The organism is Methanobrevibacter olleyae, from assembly GCF_900114585.1.
Classification (GTDB): domain Archaea; phylum Methanobacteriota; class Methanobacteria; order Methanobacteriales; family Methanobacteriaceae; genus Methanobrevibacter; species Methanobrevibacter olleyae.
Genome location: NZ_FOTL01000021.1, coordinates 1 through 13,105, shown reverse-complemented (window position 1 = coordinate 13,105; position 13,105 = coordinate 1). Strand labels below are relative to the sequence as shown.

General features: G+C 29.6%; 6 protein-coding genes. 1 reads left to right on the top strand and 5 read right to left on the bottom strand.

All coding sequences use genetic code 11. The features are described from left to right. Positions 1 to 230: 230 nt before the first annotated feature. From BM020_RS06445 to BM020_RS06430, 4 genes are all read right to left on the bottom strand, one after another. Positions 231 to 563, bottom strand: coding sequence for a DUF2149 domain-containing protein (locus BM020_RS06445; RefSeq protein WP_067148787.1), 333 nt, complete (start codon positions 561 to 563; stop codon positions 231 to 233). A gap of 11 nt (positions 564 to 574) precedes the next feature. Further along, complete coding sequence (locus BM020_RS06440) at positions 575 to 1,219, bottom strand: MotA/TolQ/ExbB proton channel family protein (RefSeq protein ID WP_067148790.1); 645 nt, start codon at positions 1,217 to 1,219, stop codon at positions 575 to 577. Between the two features lie 6 nt (positions 1,220 to 1,225). Continuing rightward, the gene (locus BM020_RS06435) at positions 1,226 to 1,933 is read right to left on the bottom strand and encodes a DUF2162 domain-containing protein (RefSeq protein WP_067148793.1); all 708 of its coding nucleotides are present in this window, start codon (positions 1,931 to 1,933) and stop codon (positions 1,226 to 1,228) included. A 63-nt stretch (positions 1,934 to 1,996) separates the two neighbouring features. Beyond that, positions 1,997 to 7,348 (bottom strand): cobaltochelatase subunit CobN, encoded by a 5,352-nt coding sequence (locus BM020_RS06430; protein ID WP_074798619.1) that lies wholly within the window; start codon positions 7,346 to 7,348, stop codon positions 1,997 to 1,999. Positions 7,349 to 8,322: 974 nt separating this feature from the next. Here BM020_RS06430 and bioA point away from each other — a divergent pair. Further along, positions 8,323 to 9,678: an adenosylmethionine--8-amino-7-oxononanoate transaminase gene (bioA, locus tag BM020_RS06425; protein WP_234970527.1), complete on the top strand. Its 1,356-nt coding sequence runs from the start codon at positions 8,323 to 8,325 to the stop codon at positions 9,676 to 9,678. Positions 9,679 to 9,916: 238 nt separating this feature from the next. Here the strand turns inward: bioA and leuS are convergent, their stop codons facing one another. Continuing rightward, positions 9,917 to 12,790: a leucine--tRNA ligase gene (leuS, locus tag BM020_RS06420; protein ID WP_067148801.1), complete on the bottom strand. Its 2,874-nt coding sequence runs from the start codon at positions 12,788 to 12,790 to the stop codon at positions 9,917 to 9,919. Positions 12,791 to 13,105 lie beyond the last annotated feature (315 nt).

Below are 13,105 nucleotides of genomic sequence, written 5' to 3'. Positions count from 1 at the left end.
AAATTAAAAAAATAAGTAAAATAGGGAGAGAATTAAAAATAAGTCTAAAATAAATTATAAAATTAAAAAATAATTAGAAAAATGAGAAAAATATTAAAAAAGTATTGTGAAAAATAATAAATAAATTAAAAATAATTTTAATATAAAAGTAAAAAATTGAAAAATTAAAGATAATTTTTTTATAATGAAAAGAAAGAAGAAACTATAGAAGAAAATATATAAATATTAAATTATTCTTCAACCATAATCAATTTACCCGTTGAAGGATCTTTATAAACTTTACCCATTTCCATATATCCTTTTCCTGATGTATTAGATGTATCTGGGGTTTCATTTAATACTTGTCCCTCACTAACTTCAGTGGTTTGCTGTGAGTCTTGAATAGCTTGGTTTGGATTTTGAGAATTATCTTGAAATATTACACTTTGCATATTCCAACTAATTACAACAAAAATTAAAAGTCCTACTGCAATAACTAGCATTGCATCTACAAGATTTGTTGTACCTGACATAGGGTCATCTTCACCTTCAGCAAATCTTTTTTTATTTTTTTCTCTAACCATTGGAAAAACCTCTAATTTTTCAATTTAACCAATATTACATCAATTAGAGCATCTAAATCGGATAAATATTCTTCATACCATCTACGTCTTACTTTAGAGACAAAGTATGCAACAGCACCAGATCCAATACCTACAACAGTTGTATCAAAAGCAACAATGATTGCATTAGCTAATGTATTAACATCACCAGCACCTAATGCAGCAAGTCCCGGACCCATAGGAATAAGCGTACCCATTAATCCAAGAGTGGGGCCAATTTTTGTTACAATATCTGTTTTTTCAATTATTTTAGTAAATTTATCTTCTTCTACTTCAATTAATTTTTTAGCTAAAGTATGTCTAGCTTCGCTAGGTAATGAATTTGCACGTAAAACTTTAATTAAAATTACTTTTTGTGATTCGTATATTCTTGCATTTTTAACAATGCTTAAGATTTCATCATAGGAGTTTGCATTTGTTATTGAATAGATGATTTTTTCAAGTGAATCTACTGAAATCTTTCTTCGAGAACTATATTCAGATACAAGGCCTCCCAATGTAATTACTGCAAAAATTGCAAAGATAAGTAAAAAGATTATTACAGGAATCTGTAAACTCTGGGAAATCATATTTAGCCCTGAAGTTATAATTTCACTACCTGGAACGGATGTAACCATAAATAATCACCTAAAATTAGTATTTCTCTTGGATATAATCCCACCTATTGCCATAAAAACCAGTATCACAATTATTGCAATACTTAAATAATCAACAGATGCGATTGATATTTCATTCATTGGATTTTGAATCATAGCAGTGATATTTGGAAGGAATAAAGCAGATAATAAGAAGTAAATTCCTAAAAAGAACATGAAATTACCTAAAACTATTGGATAAGGCTTATTGATGAACTTTATCAAGAAATTTGATGCAAAGTAAGTTCCCACAATAGTTAAAACTAATGCTGAAGCTACTATGGCACTTAGATTCATAAGACCTAATCCCACAGTAGGAGCTACTAACAATATACTTACTAAAATTGATCCAAAACAACATGGACATGGTGCAATAACAGCCATACATGTTGCTGCAGTTGTATTTCTCTCAAATACTTTGTATTCCCTAATTGTGAAGATACCTGCTAAAATCATAATAATTGCCATTATTAAAAAGAATTCAAAATTATATGAATAAATTAAATCAGTTATTACTGTTGTATAAAATGAAGCAATTTCAGTTAAAATTAAAACTCCAGCACCATACCCGATTGAAACTAAAGCCAAATACTTTTTAGACATGTTTGCTAAACCAGTAGCTAAACCTAATTTAATTCCAAAGATTAAAACAGCGGATAAAATCCCTAATTGCCATAAAATGCTAATTACATCCATTCAAACACCTTAAGATAAAATCCCTAATTGCCATAAAATACTAATTACATCCATTCAAACACCTTAAATAACTTTTTCATTGTATAATTTATCTAAATCTTTAATTTTTTCTTCATCATCTCTGTTTCTAAAGTAACCTAAAGCGATTACTCCTATTAAACATAATACTCCAATTACTGCAATTATTGATAAACCAACTTTACTTGCTGATTTTGCTGTGATTGGATTTATTTCTACTGCTCTTTTAACATCAGCACCTTGTGAGGAAGAACTAGCTACCTCTCCAGCTTCGCCCTTTTCACCACCATCTGAAGCAGATTGTCCTTGTGGATTGCCAATTTGACCATCAACTCCTACATTTGATGCTGATTCTCCTCTAGAGTTTATTGAATTTTGTGAACTGCTGCTACTGCTACTGCTGCTACTACTGCTGCTACTACTACTTTGTGAGTTAGTTTCTGTAGTTGTTGTAGAATTTGAAGCAATAACTTTTGCTGAATCAGAGCCTTCAACTGGATTTGGGGATGAAGCTTCAGTATTTGAACCATCCTCCTTATCCTGTGGTTGGACATTTTGACTATTATTTAAAAATACTGGATTTCTAGTAGATTCATATAGTTTTGGTAATAATTGAGCTAAAATATCTGGATTTACATATTGAATTGCCCATTGCATCATCGCAATATTTCCACAACTACAATCACAACATGCTACACCATTTTGAACTGTAGCTTGTGCCCATGTATTTGCAATATCTCTTATAGTTGCATCATCTGCATTCCAATAACCTTCTTTAATTGTAGTTAGCATGGTTCCACTCATAGAAATAAGTGAATATGCATTATTTCCAGTTTTTAACCACTCTTTAACACCTAAATCATATTTATCATTATAATAAGTATTGTAAAGTCTATTCCATAAATCATCACTTACTGCAGAAGGCCTAGTTACTTGCCAACCATATAAATTAGTTACAAATTTATTTGATATATAACGAGCTCCACTGTAACCTTCACCCATCATTCCTTTAATCCATTCAGGATTATCATACCTTGCTGCAATTTCTTGATACATTACTTCTTCTAAAGATGAAATATAAGCATTGTTTCTATTAGCATACATTAAAACATTGAACTTAGGAGCTTTACCAGAGATTTTTTCGACAGTCATTGATAAACCGCCCCAATAATCAAAGAAGTCATCATTGTCAAGTACTCCATATTGATTAGTGTTACGACTAGCTATAATTGTATCTGAATTAGATAATGCCCTTAAGAATACTAATGGATTGGTATCTCCCCAGTAGTTTTTAGAATACATATTGCCCATTCTTCCTAAGTAGAAATCAGCTAATTCATCAGTTGTATTCCAAGTCCAAGACATTGACACTAATTTAGATATACCTGCACCATAATCTCCATTAGGCGGTGCGAAAATTCTTGTAATAGCACATTCGCCTGCATAAGTTGCATTATAACCAATGCTTAAATAGTATAAACAATCTTCAAGCCAATGTTTAGCTACATAATTATCTTCTAAGGATTCTCTATAAGCACCACTAACTCCATAATATCCAATTCCTTCCATTATATAATCAATAGCTTCTTTAACTTGAACTCCATATTCACCATCCATTAATGTTTTATTAGAGGTAATGGTAAGATAAGATCTTGCTAGTGCAACTCTAAATGCATTGTCAAGAAGAATTGTTTGAGAGGAGTATAGATCTCTAAACAATCCACTTGTAATTATTGTAAGATCAATTCTTTTTTTAGCCCAAGCTTCAGGACGTTCTAAATCTTCTAATTTTAGATATACTGGCATATTTTTAACTTTTTTACCACTTGTAGATTCATCATCGTGGTCATGATTATCATCAATACCTGCACTTGGTGAATCTGTCCATACAGGTTTCATTCCAAGTAAATAAAGAACTGTGGAAACTAAAGCGCCATCGTCTCTTGCAGTTTCAACACACCAAATCCCCATTATAATTTTTTCAGTAGTATCATTTAAATCTGATAATGTTAAAAGTGCGAGGATTTTAGCATATTCATAAGCTTCTTGTGTTGGAAGTTCACATGATTGGTCTTGGAACATATTTCTTCCAGTTGGCATAATGCTAGGTTTTGCAATAATCTCTCCACCTTCACTAATTGGAATATATTTCCCATTTAAACCGTCAAGCATTCCATCTAATTCTGCTTGAATACTAGCATTAATTAAATTTATATATTCTTTAGCTAAATTTAAACATGCTGTAAAGTTAGAATTATTTAATCCCCTATTTGAATCTATCAAAACGTAGTGTACTGTTTCAACATCCCAGTAAATTAAAGCTTTAGAAATATCATAAGCTCTATTTAATATGAATTCTCTTTCAAAAGCTGTTAAACTGTTGTAATCTGAATTAAAGTAAACTTTAGAAAGTTCTTTAAAGAGGTTTGTTTCACCCTTATTATTTTTTAAATCAAAATCAAAGGACATCATAACTGTAACAGTACTTGCTAAATCTTGTTCATTCCAATACTGTCCAATAGCATGAAGACCTAAAGGGTATATTGTAGATTGAGCTGACTTTAAGAAATTATTTACTTTATTTAACAATTCATCTGATGAAAGATTTTGAACCTCTTCTTTAGTTAAACCAAGGTTCATTGAATAATCATTATCAATAATTAAATTACGTAATTCTTCACTAATTTCATCTTTTAAATTTTGATTATTTGAATTTAAGTATTCCTCTATTAAATTAGCTGCAACAGTTAAATTGCCATATAGATGAGTATAGGATAATGGAGAAGTTAAATGTGAAATTATAACAGCGAATCCTCTTCTTTTAGCTTGAATAGCTTCTCCTAAACCATCACTAATATAGAAATACAATTGAGGTGCTTTACCTACAACGATAGATCCATAATCAGTTGAAGATAAAAGAATTTCTTTACCAGGTAACCATTCGTGAGTTGCATGCCTTCCTACAAATACCATCCCATTGGGATAATAAGTTTGCATATAATAGTAAGCTGCTAAATATTGGTGGGTAGGTGCAACAGCAGTACAATGATAAAGATTTTCAATATCAGATTCCCATCCTCTTTGAGGTTCTGGAGCTATGTAAATGTTACCAAATTTTAAACCAGGAATAACAAAGTAATCAATACTATCCCTATTAACAACCATAACATTTCCTGGAGAATCACCCCAACCTGTTAATCCTTCAACATTTAGTTCTTTAAATTCTTCATAATATTGTAAGAATGAATTATAATGCCCCTCATCATATGTGGCGGTATAATTTTTTAAAGATGCAACAATATTATCTAATATTTTAGTTGCCTCAACTGCTTTATCTTCTGGAAGTAGAGCAACAATCTGGTTATACCAATCATCTATTGTATCTCCAATAGTAACTGTATATTTTAACTCAACTGCTCTTTTAGCTAGTTCACCGATATATGGGATAGGGCCTTGTTTTACCTGGATTTTTACAATTTCAGGTAATGTATTAAACCAATCGGTATATTCACTAACCGGTAGTAAAACAATATTAGATTGGTTTGCTAACTTTTCAAGTTCTCCTGGAGCCCAAGTAGCAACATTGATACCACATTTTAACATTAAATCTTCTAATTCAGATACACTTGAAGGTAATTCACCAAGATTATAACCTGCTGCATTTAAAGTATAAAGCATGTTATAAATACTTGTAATAGTATCTAAATAACTGGATCCAATGTTTTGTTTTCCAGGAGGGTAGTTATAATAAATTAATGAAATAAGTTTTTCACTATTATTCATATATTGTAAATCAACCCATGAATCAATTCTATCACATAGTAGTTCAATATTTTCCTTGTGGGGAATATAAGTTAAAATTCTAGCGCCAGTAGTATTTGAGATATAAAAAGCGGCACCGCCGATAAATGTTGCATCAATGATTCCTTGAGCTTCAGCAATAGAGACATGCCACCATTTATCACTTCTTTCACTAGTTAAACCAGTAGTTCCTAATTCCCATTTTTCATTAGAAACATAATCAGAATGAACGGCTCTAAATACTGGAACACCAAGTTCTTCAAAAAATTTTTTAGTAGCTGTGAAATTTTCTCCGCCAACACCATATGCTACAACAGATATGATAGCATCAACATAAATATCATAGTTAGATGAGTTTGAAATGAATCCTGATACATTAGTACCTGCACTAGTAAAAGATTCAACCATAACTTTTAATTGTTCAGGTGTAGCTCCTGCAGCAAAAACAGGTATAACATTATATCCTTTTGATTCTAAATATTCCATAATTTTATTACATGGATGTAACTGCTGAGATGAAATATACATAGTACTTTCTAAAATACCAATTGTACGATTATTATTTGGATTGAAAAACTCAGAAATATACTCATCTAAAGTGTACCATTTGTCTCTGTATATGCCGTATAATTTAGAACTTGTAAATGAAGGTTCATTGTAGCTTAAATCCAATCCCAAATAATTTAATGCATATAATATTTGGTTTTTTAAATTTTCTTTATCATGAATGTCTTTATAAAGAACCATTTTATTAAAGATTGGATTAAAATTAGAACCATAATCGTTAATTGCTGCAATTACATCATCATATGCAGTTCCTCTTTTTGTACCTTTAAAATATGTGATTAAGTCTTCACTAGAAAATGAACTAAAAATTTTATTATAATTCAATGTGGAATGTTTAATTAGTTCAATAGAGGAAGATCCAGAGTTTAAATTACCAACAGGAGGTTCTAAAATTAAAAAGAGTTTTTTATCTGATAAAGTTGGGTTTTTATTTAAAATGCTTGTTAAAACAGCATCTACATCGGTACTTATCCATTCACCAATAAATGCATCACAATTTTCTAGTAAATAACTGAATTCACTTTCATTCATTTCTTTAACTTGAATACCGCTTCTTACAACTAAATTAACATTATTTAAACCGTATTCTTCATATAATTCCTTAGATGCTCCATCTAGAATATTAGTACCAGGATTATCACTTACAATTAAAATAGTTATATTGTCTGATGATGAAACACTTTCACCATTCTCGTTTTTGATACTTTGCGGATTAGTATTTTCATTTTCAATACTTAAATTATTAGTATTCTCGTTTTTGATACTTTGCGGATTAGTATTTTCATTTTCAATACTTAAATTATTAGTATTCTCATTTTTGATACTTAGCTGATTAGTATTGTCATTTTCGTTAATTTGATAATCATCAATATTATCATTATCTATAACTGCATCAATAGGACTTAATTGACTATCATCAATCGCTATATTAGTTTCATCAACACTTTGAGCAAAAGCAATATTTGATGAAATAGTGATTAATCCTATTATTATAAATATTAATAATATTTTTTCACTATTTTTGAACATAAAACCACTTCAACATAATTGTCTAATAATGGGACTAATGTTTATTGTATAAATTTCTAAATTTAATTATTAATAAATCTTTTTAAAGTATTACTAAATTTCTAAATTAATAAAAAAAGTAATACATTCAAAATCACTAAAAAATAAAAACATAGGACGGTTTAAAACTAGAAATAATTTCAAAATAAGCCTAAATAAATAAAATAAGAAAAATATCAAAAATCTGATTTATTGTCAAAGGCATTAAAATTTTAAATTTTTTACTTATTTTTAGGCTCTGTTGAAGTCCTTATCTCCTATTAATTGAATTGGCCTGTGTATATTATGCATCAAAATGGGTTTATGATGTTAAAAGCTTTATTTGAATTAATAACTATTATTATCTTTTCAAAAATCATAGACATCATGTTTTGGACCTTTGAGATTCTACAGCCAATAATAATCGAGTGTCAAAATCGATTGCAATCTGTGATTTTATGTAACTTTTTCGCTTTTTTTATGAATTATTGCATAATATTACTGTAATAATCAGAAAATATTATTTTGGCATATTTAATATGTTAATATTTATTCTCATTTTTTAGTAGATATAGTTTAATATTTATTATTTTTTAATTTTAAGTAGTATTTCAAGTTTAACTAAATTTAAAGTATTTTTAAAACTTTATATTCAATTTAACTAACTTGAAAATTTTTTTAGTCGATGTTCAATTTCAAGTGAAAAAGGATTTCAACAAAGTGATTTTTTAATTCAATTAGAAAGATCTTTTAATTCAATTAGAAAAATTTTTTAATTCAATTAGAAAGATCTTTTAATTCAATTAGAAAAATTAAAAATTTATTAAATATAAAGTTTAATCTTATAATGTAGAATTTATATTTAAAAATGTTGTTATAAATAATTTATTAAATTTTCAAATTATTTTTTCTAAGTTATAATGTTTTAATATGATGAATAAATATAAGGTTTTAATATGATGAATAAAAGTGAAAAATGTGTTGAAAAGGATTTAGCCCATATTTGGCATCCTGCTTCTCAGATGAAGGATTATGAAGATTTCCCACCAATTGTAATTGATCATGGAAAAGGAGTGAAATTAGTTGATGTTGATGGAAAGGAGTATATAGACATCATAAGCTCTTGGTGGTGTAATTTACTTGGCCATTGTAATGATGAAGTTAATGATGCACTTAAAGAACAAGTAAATAAGTTAGATCATGTTCTTTTTGCTAATTTTTCTCATAAAACTATTATAGAATTATCAGAGCGCCTTATTAAAGTAATGCCTAAAGGACTAAATAAATTTAGTTTTGTTGATAATGGCTCAGCATCTGTTGAATGTGCATTAAAAATGGCTTTTCAGTATTGTGGACAAAATGGAAAAGAGTATAAAACACGTTTTATGTGTTTTACAGATGCTTATCATGGAGAAACTTTAGGAGCTTTATCAGTAGGAGCTCTTGATGACTATTCTAAGGTATTCGAACCAATAATGATTGATACAATTAAAATACAAGCTCCAGATTGTTATAGATGTCAGCATAATAAAAATAGGGATAGCTGTGATTGTGAATGTTTTGAAGATGCAGAAGAGCAATTTTCTAAATATGGTCATGAAACTTGTGCCATGATAATTGAGCCTTTAATTCAAGGTAGTGCTGGAATGAAGATTTATCCACCATTATACCTTAAAAAATTAAGAGCCATTTGTGATAAGTATGATGTATTGTTGATTGCAGATGAAATAGCAACAGGTTTCGGAAGAACTGGTAAAATGTTTGCAGTTGATCATGCAGGTATAAGTCCAGATATAATGTGCATTTCAAAAGGTTTAACTAATGGATATATGGCAATGGCTGTTTGTGCAAGTACTGATGAGATTTATAATGGGTTTTATGGAGATTTCACTGATAATGTAGCTTTTATGCATAGTCATACTTATGCAGGTAATCCTTTAGCTGCAAGTGTAGCAAATGCAACTTTAAAGATTATGGAAAGGGATAAGATAATTGAAAAAGCTAATGAAAAGGCAATTTGGCTAAATAATCGTTTCCATGAAATATTTGACAGTCATCCAAATATAGGGGAGATTCGTCAAATGGGTTTGATTAATGCTATAGAATTAGTTGAAGATAAAGACTCTAAAAAAGACTTTGATTCAAGAGAAAGGATAGGTTATAAAATCTATAGGGAAGCATTAAAACAAGGCTTAATGCTTAGGCCTTTAGGTAATGTTATGTACTTTAATCCACCTTTAGTAATAACTAAAGAAGAGCTTGAAAAATCTTTAAAAATTTGTAAAGAGTCCATTGACAAAGTATTATTATAATAATTTTTTATTTAGAGCTTAAAAGATAGCTCAGAGCTTTTTAATATGATAAACTTTAAAAAAAGGAAAAAGGTTAGCTATTAAAAAATAGCTATTAAATATTATTTTTTATTTTATTTTTATTTATTTTATTCTTATTTTATTCTTATTTTTATTTTGCAATGTTCTAACAAGCATTAAAAAATTTTTGCTCAAGGTTCTATGGACTAAAGTCCATGAAGCTTGGAAAGACTTAGGACTATTCCATAAATATAGCTGGTTTATAAGGCATTGCATTTTTTGCCTTATTTTGTGGATCGTAGCTATCATCGGTATGGATAATTATTTCTGCTTCTGTTTCTGCTTCAATGAAATCTTTTGCATCATTTAAGATGGTGGCTTCATCGATTTTACCGATGTATCTTGTTTTGGTCATTTCTCTTGAGATCTTCTTAGCTAGATTAGCTATTTCTTTTTTATTGTCATAGATGTTTTTGCCAATTGCTTTACCCATTATTTGACCGATATCAGGTTTTCCAACTTCATCAGCTATTTTGTATAAGTCCCATTTCCAATCAGGAGATAGGTAAATATGTATTTTCTCAGGTTCTGTATCTACAATGTTCTTAATTTCATTAATATCCTTAACAGTATTTTGAACAAGGGATTCAGATCTTTCGATTTCTTCGCTGATAAGTTCTTCATCATATTTAGGCCACTCTGCAAAGGATGCAAATCCCTCCCCACCAAATTTACTCCAAAGTTCTTCTGAGGTGTGTGGGGTAAAAGGGGCAAGTAATCTAATCCAGTTACTTAAAACAGTGGAAAGTACATAGACTACAGCAGGGTCTTCTTTTCTAAGAAGGTCTTTAACTCTGTACATATAATGGTCCAAATCTTTTTTTAATAAGAATAGAGCATGTTGTAAAGCTTGCCTAGTTTGGAATACTTCAAGTGCTTCAGTAGCTGCTTTGATATGGATGTTTAATTGATTGATCATCCATTTATCAATAATACGTTCAAGAGCAACTTCTTCAATATTGGATAAGCTTAATTTAGCTCCTTTAATATCTTCTACATTTTGTGCAAATTCTCTAAACCATTCTAAACGTCTTTGAGTTCCTTTTACTTCCTTTTCTCTCCAATCGAAGTCTTGCCATGGTTCAGCTGATGCCATTAAGAAGAGCCTTACCACATCTGCACTGTATTCTTCAATTGCATCTGCAAGGAGAATTACATTACCTTTTGATGAGGACATTTTATTTCCTTCAAGTAATCCCATACCAAATACAACAGTACCTTTTGGCCATTTTTCTTCAGGGAAAATAGCTGCATGTGTAAACATTAAAAAGCTTAAATGGTTACCTACTAAGTCTTTTGCAGATAATCTCCAATCAAGAGGATACCAGTAATTAAATTCCCTTTGAATTTCTTCTACAATTTCAGGTGCAACTGTAATTTCATCACTATCTACATTTAAAAAGACTTTCTCAAAGAATGCTTCATTTAAGTCTTTAGGGTTCATATCTTTAAGATATTTAGCAATAGAATAGTAAGACATATAAATAGTAGAATCTGTAAGTGGCTCAATTAACCATTGTTCATCCCATGGCACTCTTGTTCCAAGACCTACTCTTCTAGAACATGCCCAATCATCTAACCAGTCAAGGTAGTATTCAAAGTTAGACCTAATTTCTTCTGGAATAATTGTTTCTTGAGCAAGGAGTTTTTGGGTTTTATTTGTCCATTCTTCATCACTGTATCTCATGAACCATTGATCATCCATAACTTTAACAACACATTTATTACCACATCTACAAATTACAGGTCTTTCTACAAAGTCATACATAATATCTGCACTACCTGCTTCTATCATATCTGCTTTAATTTCATCTCTGATATATGCAACTCTTTTACCTGCATATTTTTCAATATGGTCGCTGATATATCCTTTACTATGCTCTGCTTTGTATAATTCATCAGTTGCATCTTGAACTTTAGGATCATTTTGGTTTTTAATTCCCATTTTTTCGATAAGTTCTACAGCTGGGAATTCTCCATATCCTTTTACAGTTACAACATTAATCGGCTTAGCTTTAGCAACTTCATCTGCAATATCAAACTCTTCGATTAGATCTTCATTTTCTTTTAAATCTCTAAGTGCAATATAATCTGCAGGTGCATGAGCAGGTACAGAGAATACTGTTCCAGAACCATATTCAGGATCTACAAAACTTGCAGGGAAAATAGGTAAATCTTCACCATTTAATGGATTTTTAACATATTTTCCAATTAATGGCTTAGGGTCAATATCTCTAAGTATTTCTAAATCATGTTGGTTAGAAAGATTTAAGAAAGCTTCATTACTTATGATCCATTTTTCACCTTTGTTTATACCAGATTTTACTTCAACTTCAATATAGTGAACTTCTGGGTTTAGCCATACATTTGTTGCAGCAAAGATTGTTTCTGGTCTAAAGGTTGCAGGAACTATATATTGTCTAGAGTCTACTTCAAATTTTATAAGGGTTAACTCATTTACACCTACACCTTCACCTTCTAAAAGGTCATGGTCTCCTACAGGATTTTCATCGTGAGGACAATATTTTACAGGGTGTTCACCTTGCTTGATTAAACCTAAGGATTTAAGTTTTTTCACCTGCCATCTAATAAATTTTTTATAACTTGGATCGATAGTTCTAAATTCTCTTCTCCAATCAATAGAATAACCCATATCATCCATTACAGTGTGGTATTCATTACTAAAGTATTTTACAATATATTCAGGGTCTTCTAATTTTGAAAGAGTGTCATGAGGAACTTTGTGAACTCTTTCATATAAATCAAGAGTCCATGGATCTTTTCTTTTAATCCTATCTGCAATACCTATAACTGGTGCACCGGTTACATGCCATGCCATAGGGAATAATACGTTGTAGCCTTCCATTCTTTTAAATCTTGCATATACATCAGGTACTGTGTAGGTTCTTCCGTGTCCTATATGCATAGCACCACTTGGGTAGGGATAAGCTACTGTTATGAATAATTTTTCTTTTTCATTGGGGTCTGATTGAAATAGCTCATTATCTCTCCATATTTTTTGCCATTTCTTTTCAATTTCATTATTAGTCACTAAATCACCATTTTCGTATTTTGATAATTAGATAATTGTAAATTATGATTTTTATAAATTCATGATTTTATTAATCGGTATGAATTTACTAAAATAATTAATAAATCAAAATAATTAATAAATCAATTAATTATTAAGATGTTCATTATAAAGTAATTAATAAATCATATCAGTCTATATTTATTATTTTTATTTAATATAAAAATTTTCATATTCTCTAACGGCTCTTTCAAAAACTTTGTTGATTTGAAAATTTTTTTAATAAAAAGTAGTGGTTTTTAGAATTTTTTCTTAAAAAATTGTTTGATTTTTATT

Bases quoted from the DNA above. Each gene is read 5' to 3' on its own strand.
- BM020_RS06435 (WP_067148793.1), bottom strand. From the start codon at position 1,933: ATGGATGTAATTAGCATTTTATGGCAATTAGGGATTTTATCCGCTGTT.
- BM020_RS06445 (WP_067148787.1), bottom strand. From the start codon at position 563: ATGGTTAGAGAAAAAAATAAAAAAAGATTTGCTGAAGGTGAAGATGAC.
- bioA (WP_234970527.1), top strand. From the start codon at position 8,323: ATGATGAATAAAAGTGAAAAATGTGTTGAAAAGGATTTAGCCCATATT.
- BM020_RS06440 (WP_067148790.1), bottom strand. From the start codon at position 1,219: ATGGTTACATCCGTTCCAGGTAGTGAAATTATAACTTCAGGGCTAAAT.
- BM020_RS06430 (WP_074798619.1), bottom strand. From the start codon at position 7,348: ATGTTCAAAAATAGTGAAAAAATATTATTAATATTTATAATAATAGGA.